This window comes from Prevotella sp. OH937_COT-195 (genome assembly GCF_003932845.1).
In the GTDB taxonomy this organism is placed as follows: domain Bacteria; phylum Bacteroidota; class Bacteroidia; order Bacteroidales; family Bacteroidaceae; genus Prevotella.
In genome coordinates this window covers 26,720-48,770 of sequence record NZ_RQZH01000022.1, presented here as the reverse complement: position 1 = coordinate 48,770, position 22,051 = coordinate 26,720, and the positions used below count along the sequence as shown (strand labels likewise).

General features: G+C 47.9%; 9 protein-coding genes, 1 pseudogene and 2 riboswitches. Of the genes and pseudogenes, 7 read left to right on the top strand and 3 right to left on the bottom strand.

Going from position 1 to position 22,051, the window contains the following annotated elements:
* The 3 genes and pseudogenes from EII32_RS08840 to EII32_RS12835 form a co-directional block, all read right to left on the bottom strand.
* Nucleotides 1-313: pseudogene (locus EII32_RS08840) on the bottom strand (hypothetical protein); the annotation flags it as partial.
* Nucleotides 314-425: 112 nt separating this feature from the next.
* Nucleotides 426-1,133: a hypothetical protein gene (locus EII32_RS08835; RefSeq protein WP_125235062.1), complete on the bottom strand. Its 708-nt coding sequence runs from the start codon at nt 1,131-1,133 to the stop codon at nt 426-428.
* A gap of 565 nt (nt 1,134-1,698) precedes the next feature.
* The gene (locus tag EII32_RS12835) at nt 1,699-4,467 is read right to left on the bottom strand and encodes a cobyric acid synthase (protein ID WP_410524578.1); all 2,769 of its coding nucleotides are present in this window, start codon (nt 4,465-4,467) and stop codon (nt 1,699-1,701) included.
* Nucleotides 4,468-4,560: 93 nt separating this feature from the next.
* Nucleotides 4,561-4,763: riboswitch (cobalamin riboswitch) on the top strand.
* Between the two features lie 65 nt (nt 4,764-4,828).
* On the opposite strand from EII32_RS12835, the gene EII32_RS08825 reads away from it, so the two are divergent.
* The 7 genes from EII32_RS08825 (at nt 4,829) to EII32_RS08795 (ending at nt 21,798) form a co-directional block, all read left to right on the top strand.
* The gene (locus tag EII32_RS08825; protein WP_125235060.1) at nt 4,829-7,006 is read left to right on the top strand and encodes a TonB-dependent receptor; all 2,178 of its coding nucleotides are present in this window, start codon (nt 4,829-4,831) and stop codon (nt 7,004-7,006) included.
* A gap of 78 nt (nt 7,007-7,084) precedes the next feature.
* Complete coding sequence (locus EII32_RS08820; RefSeq protein WP_125235059.1) at nt 7,085-9,205, top strand: TonB-dependent receptor plug domain-containing protein; 2,121 nt, start codon at nt 7,085-7,087, stop codon at nt 9,203-9,205.
* Nucleotides 9,192-10,331, top strand: coding sequence for a sirohydrochlorin cobaltochelatase (locus EII32_RS08815; RefSeq protein ID WP_125235058.1), 1,140 nt, complete (start codon nt 9,192-9,194; stop codon nt 10,329-10,331). The genes EII32_RS08820 and EII32_RS08815 overlap by 14 nt, the downstream gene beginning before the upstream one ends.
* Nucleotides 10,332-10,501: 170 nt before the next feature.
* A riboswitch (cobalamin riboswitch) is annotated at nt 10,502-10,687 on the top strand.
* Nucleotides 10,688-10,754: 67 nt separating this feature from the next.
* The gene (locus EII32_RS08810) at nt 10,755-12,767 is read left to right on the top strand and encodes a TonB-dependent receptor (protein WP_410524577.1); all 2,013 of its coding nucleotides are present in this window, start codon (nt 10,755-10,757) and stop codon (nt 12,765-12,767) included.
* Nucleotides 12,768-12,773: 6 nt separating this feature from the next.
* Nucleotides 12,774-13,997: a YncE family protein gene (locus tag EII32_RS08805; RefSeq protein WP_233582356.1), complete on the top strand. Its 1,224-nt coding sequence runs from the start codon at nt 12,774-12,776 to the stop codon at nt 13,995-13,997.
* Between the two features lie 44 nt (nt 13,998-14,041).
* A complete protein-coding gene (locus EII32_RS08800) occupies nt 14,042-15,196 on the top strand; it encodes a hypothetical protein (RefSeq protein WP_233582355.1) in 1,155 nt (384 codons plus the stop codon).
* Between the two features lie 41 nt (nt 15,197-15,237).
* Nucleotides 15,238-21,798, top strand: coding sequence for a DUF4465 domain-containing protein (locus tag EII32_RS08795; RefSeq protein WP_125235057.1), 6,561 nt, complete (start codon nt 15,238-15,240; stop codon nt 21,796-21,798).
* Nucleotides 21,799-22,051 lie beyond the last annotated feature (253 nt).

Here is a 22,051-nt window from a genome sequence, read left to right as displayed (position 1 = left end):
CGTCGGGATGAAACGGCTGCGCAGATGTCAGCAAGCGGGCTAAAGCAGTCGGGAAGCGTAACGGCAATGGCAAATCTAAGCAAATGCGGTCTAATGACAGATTGGGGGTTAAGCATTCCGGTGGAATGACAAACACTCCTTCTTTTCTATTATAAGCATACTTTCCCAACGAGATAATAGCTGCCATGAATGAAAGAAGAGTCTTTTTTCCCGTATCAATATTATTTGCAAGTGCCGGCATGACGGCAGCATTTTTATTGATATAGTCTGCAACCGTGTTTTCGTCCAATGCACTTACATCATTAAAAAGCATATCTTTACGAATGATGGTGTATGAAACCTGTTGCTTCTCATATCAAGTTCACGTTAAATAAAGACACTTCTTATTTCTTGTTCGATTTTAATTGTCAATAATAATTGTGTGTTTACAGGATACGTCCCGAAACCCGTATTGTCATTACGGGATACACAGTTACTTTTGAGAGTGTTTTTATGAGTCCGCCATCGTGCCCGTTCAGATCTTGACTTTTCAATTTTACGTCTTCTCCGCTCTGTTTCTTGTAAACTGCAGGCTCCCCCCAGAACTGCATTCCGAGATCGCCGCTCACGCAAAAACGTCCTCGTGGCACGGCGCGCCCGATACCGATTCCCAAGTAAGGTTTGAACGATGCCACTTTTATCGAAGCCTTTGCTATGCCGTTTTCATCGGGTGATATGATGTAGTCGGCAATCTCGAGACCTTCGCCCGGGTCAAGACCTGTTATGGGAGTGTTGTTCTGTGCCGTGACAATCCCGTCTGTGCCGATATATGCACCTATTGTGGCGTGTAACGAACTGTTTTTGAACGGATATACGTCAACCAGCAACTTGGCGTTGCCCCAACTCAGTTTGCCTTCAATCTCGGTTTGATGCGAAGTGCCTTTCATTTTGTATCCGACATCTGTTTTGTAAGTGAATTTTGGAATAAAAGAATATCCCGCCCTCACTTGAACATGTTCTGTGACAGATGTCGCGATGTCTATTCCTATCCCCGAAGTACCAAGTGTCAATCCTGCCGAGAGATGGTCGAAGATACCGAATTTCGTTACTTGCTCTTGTGATTTTGCTCCGTGGAGGCAAAACATAAATGTCAAGAAGACTAAAAATATTTTTTTCATCATTAATATATTATATGTGAGTAATGCCGTGTATCAATTTTCTTTACTACGTTGTTTTCAACTTTATGTCAATATATTGCTTTGGGAAATGTTTTTTTTGCATCATGAGGCAGCCTTTAACTGCAAACAATACCCGAAACATATCAAACAACAAAGCGATTTCGCCGATTTTACATCGTAATTTCGGCGGAATTGCTTTACAATATCGCCGAAATTGTGACACGAAAGGATATCGGATGCGGACAAGTTGATACTTAAATCCAAATCGGTCATTATACCGCATTTGCTTAGATTTGCTATTGCGCGTTACGCTTCCCGACTGCTTTGGTCCGCTTGCTGACATCTGCGCAGCCATTACATCTCGACGCAGCCCGCTACGCCCTTGATGAAACGGCTGCACATCTGCTCAACAATCGAACAAAATAGGTTGAGGGTTCTAATGACCGGTTTGGGTTAAACAGAGAGCGAAAAGATATTTCCCGATGTCGTCGTTGGTCAATATCTTTTTTCAATATTGAACTCAGCACCTCGCTGTTGTTTATCATGCCCGTCCTCCCGACAATATCTCGTAGAACTTTTTCATGTCGATGTTGCGGCGTGCCGCCTCTGCGAGTTTGTCGTACTGAATGTTGTTGTATTCTGCCACGGTAAGATTTTCGTGTTCCCCTCCGCCGTTTTCCGGTGTCGCGAACGGTGCGAGCAGATGTTCGATAACCGCTGCGTTGTCGAGTATTCCGTGTATGTACGTCCCCCAGCAGTTGTCTTCGGCAAAGAAGGAGCGGTGCGGTGTGCCTTGCTTGTCAGTTGTCACTCCCATGTGAATTTCGTATCCGCGGCATTCTTTCCCTTTGAAATCGAATATTGTCTGCACCGTGGTTTTCTCTCCGCCCATTACAGTGGTGAGCGGCAGCAGTCCCAGTCCTGGCATTCGTTCCACGTTCCCCTCAACTCCCTCGGGATCTGCCACTTCCGTTCCCATCATCTGATAACCTCCGCAGATGCCTATTACCGTTGTTCCTTCTCGTTTTGCTCTCATTACAGCCTGTGCCACTCCGTTCCGTCTAAGTTCGATAAGGTCTGCCAGAGTACTTTTCGTTCCGGGCAGAATGATTACATCTGCCTTCATAATCTCCTCATTGTTGTTGGTGTAGAACAGATGTACCCGCGGGTCTCGTTCGAGTGTGTCGAAGTCGGTAAAGTTCGATATGTGCCTGAGCATAACCACTGCCACGTTGACTTTACCTTCCATTGCTTCTCGGTTTTTCAGTTCGAGCGACACCGAGTCCTCCTCTTCTATATGTATATCTTTCATGTACGGCAATACTCCGAGTACCGGAATCCCGCACAAACGTTCAATCATCTTGCGCCCCTCTTCGAATAGTGACATGTCTCCCCTGAACTTGTTTATTATAATTCCCTTCACCCTGCGCCTGTCCTCCTCCGGCAACAACATTATTGTTCCGTACACCGAAGCGAACACTCCTCCGCGGTCAATGTCGGAAACGAGTATCACGTCGGCATCGGCATGTCGCGCCATTGACATGTTCACGATGTCTATGTCGCGCAGGTTTATCTCGGCAATGCTTCCCGCTCCCTCCATGACGATAGGGTTGTGATGTGCCGCAAGTCGGTCGAAAGCCTCGCACACGGCATTTCGCAACTCCCCGCGTCCCTCTTTTCGGAAATATTCCGTGGCATGTTGGTTTCCCACGGGTTTCCCGTTGAGTACCACCTGCGATGTATGGTCGCTGTTTGGTTTCAGCAGCAAGGGGTTCATGTCGGTATGACATTCCAATCCTGCCGCCTCCGCCTGAACCGCTTGTGCCCGCCCTATCTCGAGTCCGTCGGCCGTGGCGTATGAGTTGAGAGCCATGTTTTGTGCCTTGAACGGAGCCGGCGAGTATCCGTCTTGTTTCAGTATCCGGCAGAAAGCCGTTGCCACCATGCTTTTGCCCACGTCGCTTCCCGTACCGGCGAACATCACGTTATGCAGTCTTCCGTCAACATGCTCCGTCTTTTCCGTCTCCTTTCTCTTCTCTCCCCAATAGTAGTGCATGTATCCCGCCACGGTATTCTTATATATATAAAAAGGTGTAATCTCGTTTTCGTTCTCCTCCTTTATCTCCGAATAATGGAACTCGTGTCCCCTCCAGCCGTTTATTTCGCGGTATCCGAGATGCAGTCGCGCTCCCTTCATCGTTGCATCTTTCTGCAATACTCCAACCATCGGGTATGCCTTTCCGTCTGTATCAATGATGTTTCGGCACAGATACATCATTCCTCCGCATTCGGCAAGGCATCGCCCCTCGTCTTCTATATATTTCTTTACGGCATTGCGCATGTTGTCGTTTCGGTTCAGTTCTTCAAGGAAGAACTCGGGGTATCCTCCCGGAAGATATAGCAGTGTGGTACCCCCGGGCAGTGATTTGTCTGCAATCGGCGAGAAAAACTCTATGTTCCCGAGTGTTCGCAGGCGGTCGATGTTCTCACGATACATGAACGAGAAAGCCTCGTCGCGTGCCACGGCAATCTTGTCATGGCATGCCTCGCCCCACGGGAACGACTCTTCTTGTGTCCACAGCGGTTCGGTCTGCCAATCCCGCCTGACGATTACCTCTGTCTCGGCGAGCATCCCTTCAATATCCACGGCGGCTCGAACAGCCTCGGCGGCATTCTCTATGAGCCGTTCCATGTCATTGCGTTTGTCGAGTGTCAGACCAAGATGTCGCGACGGAATTTCCATGTCCTTCACCCTCGGCACACACCCGAAGCATGTCATTCCGGCATCGCGGCACGCCTCGCGTAGCATTTTTTCATGTCGCGGCGAACCAACCTGATTGAATATCACGCCGGCAATGCGTGGTGCTTCCGGCATATCCAAGGGCATGAAGCGTCGGTATCCATCGACAAGTGCAGCCGCACTATATGCCATGCTGCGTGCATTTACGACAAGCACCACGGGTAGTGAGAGCAGCGATGCCACCTCTGCGGTGCTTCCGTGCCACCGTTCCTTGCCGTCCCATAGTCCCATTACGCCTTCCACCACATTTATTTCTCCGGCATAATGGGCAAATACTCTTCTCAAGTGTGACGGCGACATGAAGAATGTGTCCAAGTTGACACTCTCCGCGCTTGCCGCCATGCGGTGATACTGTGTGTCTATGTAGTCGGGTCCGCACTTGAAAGGCTGCACTCCGCCGCCGTTTTGCGACAACGCGCGCAGCAGTCCCACGGTAAGCGTTGTCTTGCCGCAACCGGAATTGGTTGCCGCAATCACGAACGCATGTACCTTTCTTTCGTGCGGAAACATGTTTTTACCCATAAAAAAAGAAGAATTTGTATTTTCGTGCAAAAATACGAAATAATTTTTATTTACTTATTCCTTATTAATAAATATTTGCTATCTTTGCAGCCGATAGGTGATGCCGTACTTTTCAAGAAACGGCATAAAAGGGAATCAGGTTAAACGCCTGAGCAGTACCCGCTACTGTGGACTCCGTTGGTTGGGAATGTCATTAGAGGCAAAGTCACTGTGGTACGAAACCATGGGAAGACGAGACATTCCGGGAGTAAGCCAGGAAACCTGCCGTCAGAACATACTGATTACGGTTGTCTCCGGGAATAGAGACATCGGCAAAATGCTTTTTTAAAACTAAAAAATAATATCTTAAATGAAAAAGATTGCAACAAGCATCATTTTCGCTGTCGCTTGTGCGGGTGCATGGGGACAGACAACCGTCTGTGGAATCGTTACCGATGCCGAGACAGGTCGTCCGGTTATGGACGCTTATATCCGTGTGGACAATAGTTTGGCAAAAGGAGTTACAAACTCGGAAGGGCGGTTTCACATAACAAATCTTCCCGACAAGAAGCATCAGTTGAGCATAACTCACGTCAATTATACTCCGGTGTCAATACCTGTAAGCACCACGGACGAGGTTAGAATAGACATGGTGCCGAGTGCGCAGAACATCGGTCAAGTTGTGGTTACGGGAACCGGAACACATCACAGACTGAAAGACAGTCCCGTGCCGGTGCAGGTAATAACGGCGAGCGAAATAGCATCGACAAACGCAACATCGCTTGTAGATGCATTGCAGAAACTTTCGCCATCGTTCACTACCATGATAAACGGAATGGGAACGACCGTTTCCATGAACGGAATGTCAAACGATTACTACATATTACTTGTCAACGGAAGACGCAGCACGGGAAATGACAAGTGGGAGCGGGTAAACGTAGGCAACATAAAGCGTGTCGAGATACTCAACGGAGCCGCATCGACATTGTACGGAACGAATGCCATAGGAGGCGTGATAAACATCATTACCAACGACTCCAAGAACTCCGTCGAGGTACAGAACGACTTTATGATAAAGAACAACGGGCGCATAAGCGAGTCTGCCAACCTCGACATTCAGAAAGGAAAGTTGGGCTCGTTTACTTCATACAAACATCAAGAGGCAGACACTTGGCAGTTGTCGCCATACGAGGAGAATAAAAAAGGCGAACTCGTAGAGACAAAGAAAATCGCATCGGCTGGCTTCCACGACGACGGGGTTACACAGAGATTTACGCTCGATGTCAACGACCGCTTGTCGTTCTATGCCGAGGGAAACTATTACCGTCATAAGACAGACCGTCCGGCAGAGGTATATAATTACGACATAAAGCATGAGTCATACGGATATGCTTTCGGAATGAAGATGATGGCTGCGAAGAAATCATACATTACTTTCGACTACAACACCGACATCTTCAACTCGAAATACGACTATTTCTCGGATGTAAAGAACAAGAAGGGCAAGATAACGATACCCAAGGGAACATCGCTGACGAGAAAGCGCACACGCTTCCACGAGGCGACATTCAAGGGAGTGTTTACACTTTCAGACCGGAACAAACTGTCGGTGGGCATAGAATACCAGATTGACGCGCTGAAAAGCGCAAGCAACAACATAAGGAAAGAGATGGCAAGCACGTTTGCCACATTCGTGCAAGACGAAATTACGATGACTCGCGGACTCAGTGCACTGCTCGGAGTGAGGTACATATATCACCAAAATTTCCACAGTTATGCTACACCGAACGCGGCACTGATGTACCGAATAGGCGGTCTGAACCTCAGGGCAAACTACTCAATGGGCTACAAAGCACCGACACTGAGCCAAATCTTTGCCACCGAAATTTCGAAATTGGTTGACAGAATCACAATAGGGAACAAGGCTCTTAAACCGGAAAAAAACAACTATTTCGGCTTCAATGCAGAATACCGAAACCAGTGGTTCACGCTATCTGGCAATGTGTTCCTTAACAAGATTCGCGACATGATTGACTATGTCACGATAGCACAGGGAGATGCTGCAATCGCACAATACGGTCATCAGACAGTAAGGCAGCGTCAGAACATAAACCGGGCATCCATACTCGGAAGCACGTTGGCAATGAACGCGAACTTCGGATACGGCTTCTCGCTAAATGCCGCATACACACATCTCAGGGCAAAGAACGACGAAACCGGTAAACCTGTCGACAAAACGGTAAAGAATTCGTGGACAATGGGGGCGCAGTATATGAAATCCTGTGGCTTCTATACGCTGTATGCCAATGTCAACGGGCGCATATACAGCCGCCGTTTCAGCGAAAGTTACGGCTATGCACCACACTATAACATGTGGGATATATCTACACGTCACACATTCAACCTCAAGAAAATTACCGTGGAACCGGGTCTTGGCGTGGAGAACGTATTCGATTGGACAGACGACCGGCCGTACAACAGCAATTATGCGACACTCAGTCCGGGACGCACTTTCTATGTCAGTTGTGCCATTAAGTTCAAATACTGACAAAACCACGGTTGCGGCACTGCAACATTCCGGAAAATTCCGGCAATCCGCAATAATCAAAGAAAAAAGAAAAATAACATGCGCAAGCAACTATCAATAATATTCCTCGCCTTGGCAATCACGGCAACGGCACAGGTGGAGAGCGACAAGGAGGTCGCACTCGACGAAGTGGTGGTTACCGGGACGGGAACGCAACATCTCTTGAAGAACGCTCCCGTGCAGACAGAGGTGATAAGCGGAAAACAACTTCGAAACTACGGAGCACGCAGCATATCCGACATACTCGGAATGCTGTCGGCTTCGTTCGATTTCAATGACAACGACATGGGGGCGAGAATGCAGATGAACGGATTGGGGAATTCGTACATTCTGATTCTCATAGACGGCAAGCGAATGCACGGCGACAACGGAGGAGAGAACGACCTCGGAATGATAGACCCGCATAACATTGACCGTATCGAAATAGTAAAAGGTGCGTCGTCGGCTCTGTATGGCAGCGATGCAATAGCCGGAGTGATAAACATAATCACTAAGAAACACGATGAAGGACTGCTGTTGGAGAACTCTACGAGGGTGGGGAGTTACGGCGATGTGCGACAGCATAACGGACTGGGAATAACACTTGGCAAACTGCAGTCGTTCACGAATTTCCACTGGCAGCACAGTGACGGTTGGCAAAACACCTCGGTAGAAGACATAAACCAGACCGAATTCTTGATAACAGATTCGCGAAACAAAACCGTCAACCGCCACACCAATTGGCAGATTGCCGAGCGTCTCACATATCAGGCGGCAAATAACGTGCAACTTTATGCCGAAGGTAGTTTCTATTGGAAACGTATCTTCAGACCGTCCGGAAAATACGCATCGACAGACGTGCATACATTCGACATGATGTACCGAAACGTATCGGCTGCCACGGGAGGGAAATGGAACATCTCAAAGACAGACTACATAACGTTGGATTTGAGTTGGAACAGGCATGCTTACTACTATCTGTTTACCGACACTACTCTGACAGACGGCTACCATAACGGGAAACTGACCCACTATTACCCGTATTTCCCCACACAACAACTGCTGCAAAGCGACCAGCAACGTACCATTGCCGAGGCGAAAGGAGTGTTCTCGCTGCCACACAACAACCGAATCTATGCCGGTATAGAATACCGCTACGACTGGTTGAAGGCACCGGCGAGAGTTATAGACGGCAAGGCAAGAGACTATAATCAGGCGGTGTTCGTACAGGACGAGTTCGACATGCTGCCGTGGTTGAACATCAACGCGGGACTGCGCCTGAACCATAATAGTAAGTTCGGCTTCAGACTCACGCCGAAACTGTCGGTAATGATGCGCACAGGCGAACATTTCAAATGGCGTGCGACATGGAGTCGGGGCTTCAAGGTTCCCACACCGAAAGAACTGTACTACCGATATGTGAGACAGATGCTCGGTGCGTACCTGTATCTCGGAAACAGTAATCTGAAACCACAGAGCAGCAACTATTTCTCGCTCGGAGGCGAGTATAACGGCAACGGTCTTTCGGTAACACTAACGGCATACCACAACAAGGTGGATAACATGATAACATTGGTAACAATACCAAAATCGGAAGCACCCGGAGAATATGTCGTGCAGTATGACCCCGTTGCAGTAAGACAGTTCCGTAACGTGGAAGATGCGAGGACAATGGGAATCGACTTTACCGCACGATACCGCATAAAGGAGTTCGGCATGGGTATAGGATACAGTTATCTCGACACTCGGGCAAACATGTACAACATCGATGACAATACACTTGTGCGTGTTATAATAGACGGAATGGCACACCACAAAGGCAACTTGTTCGCCACATGGAACCATACTTTCTCACGCAACTATGCACTCGGCGTGGGGCTGTATGCCAAAATGTCGTCAAAGAGATTCTATCAACTCAACGGCAACGGCAAGGGATACAACATCTGGAGACTGAACACTACCCACGATTTCGGGCATGGCAAGACGATGAAATATCGTCTCGAGGCAGGTATTGACAACATATTCAACTTTGTCGATCGCACACCTCACGGACTGCATCTCGGCACAACGACACCCGGAACGACAATATACGCCACGTTCACAATCAAATTTTCGAAAGGAAAGAAAGCCTCAAATAAGTTTAATACAAATTTAAAACAAAGAAACTATGAAGAAGATTAAGTTTTTGATTATTGCCATCATGGCAATAATCGGTTCCGTTTCCTTCACATCTTGTGGAGACGACGAAGAAACATGGGGTGGCATGTCTAATTACGACCGCTATCAGAAAGTAGTAAACGAAACAGTGAACAGCCATAAGAAGAACGACAAGGTTATCCTTCTCGTGGCATTCGGATCTACATGGCAACAGGCATTCGACACGTTCGACAGAACAAAGAAGGAGTACGAGAAAGAGTTTAAGGACTATGACGTGTACCTTTCGTTCTCTTCGGCAATCTGTATCAATAATGCCCGTGCCGGCGAACATAAGGCCGACGGTGCGGAGGTTCGCGAATATTTCGATCCGGAGCACTGGCTCACGGCAATCGGACTTGCTGGGTACAAAGAAATCGTGGTGCAGTCGCTGCAGATTATCCCCGGAGAAGAATACCGCCGTGTGCGTGACTCTTATGTAAAAGACTTTATGAACAACCACAACAACGACTTCACGGATAAGTACATGAAGAGCATCGATAAGAAAGTCATTGTGGGCACACCGCTCCTCGCAGAAGAAAGTGACGTTAATACGCTTGCAAACATTCTTATTAAGGAAAAAGACATTATAGAGGCACTCAACAATGGTATCGTGGCATTCATGGGACACGGTAACCCTGAAAACTATGATTATTTTGGAGCAAATGTACGCTACACCGACCTTGAGAAGGCACTTCTAATTCTGAAACCCGGCAAAATGTTCGTTGGTACGGTAGATATGCCTGACAACTACATTTCAGATGTTTACAACCGTATGTTAGCAGCCGGTATTAAGAAAGGCACTCGCGTACAACTCTATCCGTTGATGTTCATCGCCGGCGATCATGCTCACAACGACATGGCAGACCCGAAGGACGATGAGAGTTGGTTCAGTTTCCTCAATGCAAAAGGTTTGAAGGCTTTCGCATACGAGAAGAACTACCCGAAAGAATATGCTTGCTGGAAGGCTTACAAGCAAGGCGATGATTATATCCCGGCACTCGGAGAACGTCCGGCCGTACTCAAAATGTATATGGATCACACACGTGATGCCATAAAGAAAATTGCCGATGGCGAAGGTCTCTCCACTCCTACCACCGAAACCGGGGAATAACTTGACAAAAACTGCCGCCAAAATATTATACAAGCGGCAATGACATATAGTAAGACAATCCGTGCCATGACTTTTTGGCACGGACTGTCTTTTTTTGCAATTGGGCATTCAAAAAACAGTGGAAATAAATATTTGAGGTTTTTCTTGGTTGTTGTTTCGAAAAACATTAATTTTGCAAATGATATGCAGGTTCTCACATGTTGAGATTAATAGGGAACAGGGTGCAAATCCCTGACAGTCCCGCTGCTGTGAGCCGAACTTAGCATGGAGCGAACAAGAAAGTCACTGCTGTTATTGGGAAGACGTTCGTTGCCGTCGGCAAAGTCAGAAGACCTGCCTGCATAATTATGTCCTCGTAAATGCCCCCGGGGATGGGCTGCGACGGATAAAAGTCATGACAACAGTAACTACGCGTAAGGATTAGTGAAAAAAACACTGTGCTTGGGCTTCGTATGCCTGCTATGCTTCGTGTCCTCCGTTGCTGGCGGACAAACGGAGAGAAATCGCTTTGACAGCATTCAGAGTGTCGGCGAGGTAATAGTGTTGTCGCGTCTCACTTTCCGGGAAGTCATTCCGTCGCACTCTTTGAAAGGTAAACAGTTGCAACGTCTCAACTCTCACAGTGTTGCCGATGCACTGCGATATTTTGCCGGACTGCAACTCAAAGACTATGGCGGTGTGGGCGGCATAAAAACTGCCAACATAAGGTCTATGGGAACCAATCATCTCGGCATATTCTACGATGGCATCGAACTCGGAAACGCACAGAACGGGCAGGTGGATTTGGGACAGTTCTCGCTCGACAACGTTGAAGAGATAACGCTTTACAACGGGCAGAAGAGTGCCATATTTCAACCCGCGAGCGAGTTCGGCAATGCCGGTTCGGTATATATACGCACACGCCGTCCGCGTTTTGCCGTGGGCGAGAGAACCCACCTGAGGTTTAAAACAATGTACGGGTCGAGCGACATGGTGCGTCTCTCTGCTCTCTGGGAGCAGAAAATATCAGACGCGGTGAGTTCATCCGTCAGTGTGGGTTTTCTCTCTTCGAGCGGCAAGTACGATTTCCGATACCGACGGCTCACCCCCGACGGAACCGTGGCTTACGACACCACTGCCACTCGTAGTAACGGAGACATCTGGGCATTGCGTGCCGAGGCGAACATCAACGGAGTGTTCGGTCAGGGCGCATGGAATTTTAAGGCATACACATACAATTCGGGACGAGGCATTCCCGGAGCGATAGTTAACAATGTATGGCGGCGCGGAGAGCATCAGTGGGATCACAACACCTTTGCACAAGCATCTGTACAGAAAAGCATTGGGAATGTTTTCAGTACCCGGTTGCTTGCCAAGTATGCCTACTACAACACACACTACATCAACCGCGACACCACCAAGATGATTATCGACAACCGATACAGGCAGCAAGAGTTGTATATCTCATCATCGAACGTGTTCGAGATACTGCCTTCATGGAGTGCAAGTGCAGCTTACGATTTCCGTTGGAACAAACTCGACTCCGACATGAGGCAATTCGTTCACCCGCACCGCTTTACCAATGCCGTTAGTATTGCCACGGCATACAACCGCCCTTTGTTCAACATTCAAGGCTCGCTTCTTGCCACTTGGGTAAAAGACCATACCCGGCGAATGGTATCACGCACACACCGCACAACGTTGATACCGGCTGTCTTTGCAAATGTATTCCCCCTTGGCAACAAGACTCTGTCGGTAAGGGCATACGCCAAGCGCAGTTTCCGCATGCCTACGTTCAACGACTTGTTCTACACCGACATCGGCAATGCCGACCTGAAACCCGAATCTGCATTGCAATACAACATCGGCTTAGTATTTGAGCGACATTTTGAGAAAGGTCTTTTCAGGCATGTACGCTGGCAGACCGATGCCTATTACAACTCCGTACACGACAAAATCGTGGCATATCCTAAAGGACAGCAGTTCAGGTGGACTATGCTCAATCTCGGCAGAGTACACATAAAAGGTATTGACATCGAGGGAGAGACCACCGTTAAGGTTATTCCCGACATGATGCTTACCGCCCGCGTGCAATACACCTACCAAGATGCTCGCGACGTTACCGATGCCGGCGATACCTACTATCGTGATCAGATACCGTATATCCCGTGGCACAGCGGTTCGGCAATTGTCGGCATAGCCTACCGCAACTGGACACTGAACTACAGTTTCATCTATGCCGGAAAACGGTATAACCAGCAGGAGAACACGCGTTACAACTACATGCAGCCGTGGTACACCAACGACCTCTCTGCCTCGTATGCATTTCGTATCGGCACTGCCAACTGCCGACTGAATGCCGAAATAAACAATATCCTCTCGCAAGACTATGAAGTTATACTTAATTATCCAATGCCGAAAATAAACTTTCGGATGGGAGCAACTGTGGAGATATAGACAAATATGAAAGAGAATATATATTATAATGTGGTAAAAATGCTGATGGCATTCCTCTTCCTTACAACCGAACTTGCGGGAGGAGGATTGCTCGTGTCATGCCGTGATGGCGACTACATAATATATCCCGAGGAGGAAAAACCTGATGTGAATGTCTCAAAGACATGTATCGCGGGAATGTATGTGCTAAACGAGGGCAACATGGGAAGCAACAAATGCACGATAGACTATCTTGACCTCTCGGCAGAAGACGGTAAGGTACACTACCTGCGAAACATCTATCCATCACGAAACCCGTCGGTGGTGCGCGAACTTGGCGATGTGGGTAACGACGTTAAGATATATGGCAGCAAGATGTGGATCGTGGTGAATTGCAGCGACAAGGTGGAAGTTGTGAATGCCGACGATTGCCGGCGCATCGGACAGGTTAACATTCCCAACTGCCGCAATGTGGTATTCGACGGCAGATACGCATACATAAGCAATTTCGCGGGTCCCGTGGATCCCGGTGCCGGAGCGCAATTAGGCAGAATTTACAAGGTAGATACGCTTTCGCTGAAAATTGTGGAAGACATCGCCGTGGGTTATCAACCGGAAGAGATGGCAATCATCGGAAACAAGATGTACGTCGCAAATAGCGGAGGTTATATTTCTCCGATATACGACCATCGGCTGAGTGTCATCGACTTGCCGTCGTTCAGTGAACAGAGTAAGGTGACAATAGCCAAAAACCTGCATCACTGCCGTGCCGACAAGTACGGGCAACTGTGGGTAACGAGTCGTGGGAACTACGAAGACATTGCCCCGAAGATTTTCTGCCTGACACCCGACGGAGACGGGAAGATAAAAGCCAAGGACAGTCTCGACATCACCGTGTCAGGACTGTCGATAGTGGGAGATTCGCTTTATTTCTATGGCTCGCGATGGTACAACGATACGCATACCAGTACGTTTACCTATGGCATAATAGACATAAGGACACACAAGGTGCTATCGACGAAACTGTTCGATGCGCCGGAGATTGCCGCCATAAAACAACCCTATGGCATAATGGTGAATCCCCAAGACAAGGACTTTTATCTCATGGATGCAAAAAACTATGTTTCGAGCGGCGAACTGTTGCACTTCCTGCCCGACGGCACTTTCCTTTGGAAGGTTAAGACAGGAGATATTCCCGGACATGCAGAATTCTTATATAGGAAAAAGAAGACCGTAAAGGAAGGTAAATAACACCTTTCGCAAAACAATGAATAACAAATTATAAAACAAGGACTATGATTAATTTTTTTACTCACAATTTACGCATATCCGTTCGTGGAGCATTGCTGTTGACAATGATTCTGCCGAACCTCAACGTATATGCACAACAAATGACGGAAGGAGACACACACAGTCCTTACATATTGGCTGTGGATGAGTATTGTCCCGCTCCCGGACAGTTCGTTAACGAAATCCCGGAATATGCTCCGGGCGACGATGCTGCCACCATGGTACAGAAATGTACGGAGCTAATCGCTGGCAAGGATTTCGAGAGGATGATAACACTCGGTGCGTGGGGAGGATACGTCACGTTCCATTTCGATCACTCCATTGCAAACATTCCCGGCAAGCGCGATTTTTTGGTACACGGCAACGCATTTAAGTCGAAACAGTTCAACATAATGGGTGGAAGCAGCGAGTCAGGAATAATCATGGTATCGAAAGACATCAACCGTAACGGACTCCCCGACGACCCATGGTATGAGATTTCCGGTTCGTGCGACACCGACAGTGCCGACAAGGTGGTGTTCGACTACAGCGTTACATACACTCGTGCCGACATGCAAGACATTCCGTGGACAGACAACAAGGGAGGCAGTGGCAGTGTGTTACGCAACAAATATCACAAACAGGAGTATTACCCTCTGTGGGTAACCGACAACAGTCTGACGTTCGAGGGAATCAGACTGCCTGACAATGCCGTACTTATGAAACGCATTATACCGAATTTCGGGGAAATAGAAGAGTGGTGCCTGATGTTCTTCAGGTACGGATATACCGACAACCAGCCTGTCGATTTAGTTCCGCAAGACGGTGACGACCGCGACAACATAGACGCTTGCAGCATAGACATAGCGTGGGCGGTGGATAAAAATCGTCAATCGGTGAGTCTCGATTTCATCGACTTTGTGCGTGTATATAGCGGACTGAACCAAACCGTAAAATTGCTCGGAGAGACAAGCACGGAGGTGTCCGGAGCCGAAGACCTTCACCTCGAAGAGTCTCTCGCTGCCATCATTGCAGCCGGAATCGATGATGTCAACGACGCATACGAGGTAACAGAGGTGGCTCGCCACACTGCCGACGGCGTACGAATAACCACACCGCGACGCGGACTGAACATCGTGAAAATGAGTAACGGAGAAGTGAGAAAGATATTAATACCATAAAACAATAATATTTTTATACATTAATTAAACATCAATTTTTTATGAAACAGCAATTCTTAAAGTTATCGCTGTTGCTTCTGACTGTATTGTTAGGGGTGCCGTTAGAGATTATGGCAGACCGAGATGTCAATCAGTTGCAATTCGGAAAGCAAACCATCGAGGTGGCTTCCGATGAGGTAATCACGTTCTATGACCCTTGGGGTACGGAGAAAATCAAAGGAGAAAATAGTTACAACTGTCAGTCTTTGACAGTGTTTAAACCGGCAGAAGCAGGAAAGTCGATTCAAATCACATTCGAGAAAATCGACTTGAAGCAGCATAGTGATTCTTATTTCATGTATTTGAACATATATGACGGCATAGCCGATGCCGACAATACGTTCGATTTTGCACAGTCTGCTTACAGTGTAACTTCATCTTCAAGTTTCAACGGCATGAGCGGAACATTGCTCGAAGATAAACTGACCGGCAGTCATACGAATAAGATTTACTATTCTTCCACCGGTGACGGTGCTCTCTCGGTGGGCTTCATGCACCGTTATTCCAAGACTTGTGAAGGCTGGGTGGCAAAGGTTAAGTGCATTACACTGGAAAACCAAACCACTACCGGTGCAGGCTCAAACTACGACAACGTTACGGAAACGGTAACAAACAAAACCAATGTAAACCTTGCGAGAGCCTTTGTCACGACAACAGGCATATTGAACCCTGACAAAGTCACTTCCATCGTGTTCAATCTTGCCGAGAACGAAGGCGTGGTTGAACCTACGGCTCTGAAACTTTTTTATAACGACAATGCTGTCAATGCAACCGTAACACCGGACGGCAGCGGTTATAAATTCACTCTCGAACATGCTCTTACCACGGGAACCAACAACTTCGACATCAAGGGCGACATTCTCGGGACTGCCGCGGTAGGTGCAAAAGTTAGGCTTGATGTCACTAAGATAACAACAACGGCACATCCCGACGGAGTAAATCCATTCACTGCGGGTACATCGGTAGCGGTTAAAAATCCTGCCATAGTCATAATGACATCTACCCCGCAGACAGTTACCGTGGGCGAGACATCCATGCTGTTCTACGACGAAGGAGGAAAAGACGGCGGTATAGTGTCGAAGACCAACGGTCAAGTAACATTCCTGCCGGGTGTGTCCGGCAAAAAAGTAAAGGTAAAATTCAATGTCAACAAGATTTGGCATGGTACCCTTTACAATCAAGAATTGCGCATATACAACGGTAGTGAAGTAAAACCGGAGAATCTTATTCAGACTTTGCAGAAGGGTGAGTTGGGCGAGTTCAGTTCAACCTCCGTCGACGGTTCACTGACAGTGGCTCTGTTCAGTGATGCGAGCAACGATGTGCCCGCCGATGGTTTCGAGGCAGAAGTTTCGTTGTTCACACCGCAGGCAATGGTGGCAGGTGATGCCGAGACGGCAACTGCATCCGGAGAAACGGTATGTGCCGGCGACATGTCGCAGCCGATTATGAGTGTGAACATAAAGACACAAAACACCGATCCGGCTCTTGTGGCTCAGAAATTCGCGTTCACGACAAATGCCACAAATGCCAACGTGACACATGCTACGCTTTACTACACAAGTCGCAGCAATAAATTTTCCAATTCCGATAAATACAAGGTTGGTGAGACAGAAGTAACTTCCGATGCTTTCGAGATTACCACCACCGGAAAGACCGTAACCCTTAACGAGGGCGACAACTATTTCTGGCTTGCATACAACATCGGTGATGGGGCGCAAAACGGTCAGAAAGTGGCTGCCAAATTCGTAAGTGCAACGTTTACCAACAATACCACGGCAACAGCCACAACAAGCAATGTCGCGGAACGTACCGTGGAGAACATCGTCTATTCCTACAAGGATATGGGAACACAGACAAAAACCGTGAACGGCTCTCTGATGTTCAAGACGAAGAAGAACTCATACAACAATTACTGTGAGGGAGGTAACGACAATCGTATAAACATATTCAAGCCAAAGCACGAGGGCCACATTGTTCAGATAGACATTACCGAGTTTGATGTCTTGTATGCTCCAAATTCTTACGGAGTACGTTCTACTTTTAAGATCATAAGCGGCAACGGCACTTCCGGAGAAGTACTCTACGAACTCAAGTCGAGCAACGAACAGACAACAGGACCCGGCAAGATAATACGCTCCACAAGTCCTGATGGTGCTCTGACAGTGGTTTTCAACCCTAACAATACTTCTTATTACAAGAAAGGTTGGAAATCAATCGTAAGCGAATACAAGAGCAAGCCGATTGCATATTCATCGACTGACGTCACACAGACCAACACCGGTATAGTGTCGGTTGGCAACAAAGCACAGGAACTGCTCACGCTGAACGTAAAGGCCGAAGGCGATATGGGTACGTTGAACCTCGGAGAGATTGCACTCGACCTTAAAGGCACACAAGCCAACATCAGCAAGATAGAGGTGTTCTCTGTGGGTAAAACCGACCGCGCTGTCACCGAGACCGACGTTGCCGTAGCCACGGCGGCAACAGACGGAACGGCATCTGCTGTCAACATGGCAGCCGGAACACCGGTGGCACTTTCCGAAGGAGACAACTTCTTCCGCATACTCGTAGATGTGTCCGACAATGCAAACGTGGGACAGAGCATTGATGCAAAGGTAACATCTGTGAAAGTGAACGGTGAGACGAAAGCCGTGGCAAACGGCGACCCGGAAGGAGCACGTGAGATAAAGAACATCTATATCCTAAAGAAAGGGAATAACGGAGAAATAAAGGTTAAGCAAGGAGCCGCAATGATGTTCTACGATGACGGCGGTGCCGACGGTACTGTATCTAAGAATTTCGAGGGAACGGTAACATTCGTTCCGGAGTCTCCTGCCGACAACATCAAGTTAGATTTCAAGGAATGGAAACTTGTATATACGACGAAATTTTATCTTTATCATGGAGGCGAGGTCAAAGAAAAACCGGACGCAGTGTACGGAATGTATGACAAACCGCATGAGGAAGAACCTGTAACATCACAGTCGGAAGACGGCAAGATAACGATTAAATTCACTAACAAGACAAGCACTCCCGACGGTTTTGCCATCGAGGTTACTGCATATAAGAAGTCTGACGTACACGTTACAAGCGTTACAACCGAGGCAGTGGCAGTTCCCGAGGCAATGAAAGGAGAGACTGACGTGAAGATGCTGAAAGTCGTTGTAACAGCCGACGGCGAGAAATCAAGCACCGACATCACCGGATTCACAATCACGGGAACCGACGGTGCGGCGGTGAAAGCACATCACATCTATCAGACAGGCAATGTCGATGCGTTCTCGGCAAACGAGGAGTTCAAAGAGAAATACACCCTGAAACGTTTCGGAACATACTATTTCTGGTTGACCTACGACATCAAGGACGATGCAGAGGCAGGTCAGGCGGCAACGGCAACGGTGTCTGCAATTACCGTTGGCGGACAGACTGTCAACATAAATACACCGGCAACTGCCACTACCACCGTAAAGAGTGGAAAACACGGAACATTCACCGTGGGTAAGACCGATGCCGACTTCCAAACAATCAAGGCTGCAATCGACGACATCGCAGCCGTGGGTATCGACGGTCCGGTGGTACTTAACATCAACGCAGGCGAGTATAACGAACGCGTACTCATTGCAGGAATAAAGGGACTGAGCGCAAACAACACTCTCACACTGCAGACGACAAGCGGGAAGCGCGATGTTAAGATATTCGACAACAAATACACCACCGTCGGCGGATACGATCCCGATCAGTACAAGAATGGATATGGTGTGGTAACACTTTTTGGCGCAAGTTATGTCACACTCAAGAACCTCGAAGTCTCTACGGAAGATGTGTTTTACGATGCCGTGGTAATGGTAAAGAACGAGAGTCGCCATGTCACGATAGACAACTGTTGGCTGCATGCTCCAACCGAAACGGCAGATGGCAACTACAAGAAGTCAATAAACATTGTAGGTCATTTCGTGGAAGACTTGGCAAACAGAAACAATGACTTCCTTACTCTCAAAAACTCGATAATAGAAGGCGGCTACATAGGTATCCACATGGGTGGAACAATTTATGTTAAACTGCCAAAGGAAGTTGGCGGAGTAATTGAGAACAACGTTTTCAAAAACCAAGGATACAAGAGTATATATAGTTACGACGAACTCGGAGTGAAGATTCTCAACAACAAGATAGAGAACACTGTCACAAACAAGAAAGGTGCACAGGGCATGGACATCACGCTGAGGGTGGCAAGCGACCGCCAGACCGTTATCAGCGGCAACCGCATCTATATGGCACCGCAAGCATATTGCGACGGTATATATTTGCGCGAGCTCGCGGGAACGGCAGAAACACCGGTGCTAATCACCAACAACGAGATAATAATCAAACAGGCTTCTTCGTTAAGTTATGGTTTCGACATTGTTGATCCGGGAGAATATGTCAACATCGCACACAATTCTGTCAAAATGATGGAGGGTAGCGGACCGGCAGTTATGTTTACAAAGATAATGCACGGCAATTTCAACATCACGAACAACGTGTTGCAAAGCATGTCGAAAGGTTTTGTTTACGATTTAAAGAATGCGAAAAATTTCGGCAAGGTATTGTTGTCACACAACATCATCTACACCAATTCCACATCGCAGGAGATTGCACGATGCGGCTCTGCCAACAAGTACAAGTTTGACGATTGGGTTGCTGCAAGCGGTGAGACGGAAAGCATCAACAAGATGGTGAATTTCCTTACCGAGGAGGTGTTGGAACCCGAGAACGACCTCGGAGGCGACTTGCTGAAAGCTGTAAAACTCGACTATGTTACAACAGACATCAACGGAAAGTCCAGACCGACCGAGAATATATCAATCGGCGCATACGAGTACGATCCCAATGCAATGTCTGCACCGCATTTCGTCGAGGGGTATCCTGAAGTGAAATCATCGATAGACGGCAAGGCAAGTATAGCCGTAAAAGCCGATCTCGCATCCACCGCTTACTATATTCTGAAGAAAGCGGACGAGGAAGCGCCTACAACAGAACAACTGAAAGAAAGCGACAAGAAGGTGACATTGGTGGCTAACACCGAGGCCGCCGTCAATTTCGAGGGATTGGAAAATGAGACCAAATATAAGGTTTACTTCCAACTCGTGAGTCTGCGCAACATCGATGGTGACGCAAAGAACGCAGAGTTCACAATGACCGCCACACCACCGGAACCCGAATCTCCGGTAATAGTGGCTGCAGAGGACAAAACCATCAACGAGGGAGGTACGGCAAAACTCGAGGCAACACTTACTTCGGGAACCGCTCCTTACACTGTGACATGGATGAACGGCAAGCATAACACGCTGAAGACAGAAAATCTCAACGAACTGCCGACCGCCGCACTGACATGCGATGTTACTCCTACCGAGTGCGACGACTACTTTGTTACGGTAACGGATGCCAACGATCTCAAAGCGACAGACACCGTGCGAGTAATAGTAAAGGGTACTGCACAGACTGCAACATTTGAGAACCTGTATCTCGCCGAGAACAGTTTCTGGATGGGCGATTTTTCAAAAGGAATTGCCGGAAGCTCGTTCGTGAGTGGCTCGTACAAGTTCGACAACTATGCAAGCAACACGTGGGATGGCGCACCGTCGGCTCCTTACTGGGGCAATTTTGCCTATGCCAACAGTACTTCTAACATTTTTGATAATGCCGACTATTTCATTCACCAGTGGAACAATGCTGCCGGTGGAGGATTCGACGGCTCTGAGAATTACATGGTGGCATTTCCGCAGGGCGGAAAGATAACGGTGATGAACAACGACGAGGGCGACAAACTGCGCGGATTCTACATCATCAACGACGCATGGAACGTATATGCTTATACCGTGACAGACGGTTTTACGAAAAACAAGACAACCGGAAATGCCGAGTTTGGCATAGGCGACTGGTGCAAAGTCACAATAAAAGCAGACAACGGGAAAGAGAAAGAGTTCTATCTTGCCGACTACCGCGATGCCAATGCAGAGAACCACTACTACATAGACACATGGCAGTGGGTTGACCTGCGTGAACTCGGAACGGTAAAAAATCTGTCGTTCGTCATAACAAGTTCGCGCACAAACCAGTGGGGCATGACAACACCGGGATATTTCTGTGCGGATAACTTCAACGGCAAACGCACAGAGAAAGTTGCAGAGACGGTAAACGTGGAAGGCAGCAAGGAGATAAACCTTCCTGAACTCTTCACGCTCGTAGCATCGGGCAGTGCGGTATATACCATGCCCGACGGAATGCCGGAGGGCATCAAGGCAGAAGTAAACTTCGATGCAGCCAACGCCAAACTTACCATAAGCGGCAGCGAGGAAGAGATGTTCGACATAATCGTGGCGGTTACACAAAAGGGTAAGACGCAATATGTGAAGATGCCTGTAAACGTAATATTAGTTAACGGTATCGAGAACATTGACGGCAACGATGAGAATGTAGAGGCTCGCTACGGCGTGAGCGGACAACGTATTTCCGGAAAGCAGCGCGGTGTTCAACTGCAACGCATGAAGGATGGAACTGTCCGCAAGGTCGTGGTGAAATAATCTGCCACACACTGCAATAGAAAAAGGGGTTGCGGAGTCTGCAAAGGCTTCGCCGCCCCTTTCTCTTGTAATACGGGAAAAAGCATGATGCGGCGACATCAATTTTTCCGCTTGTCGCTTGTACGTTGTTAAATATATTTCGTATCTTTGCGCTCAACGAATGCTTCCCAAGTGCAATATCGGCGTATTTGCATACCAATATCGGCAGAATTGCAAAACAAATTCGGCAGGATTGCAATGCAAAACAGGCGGT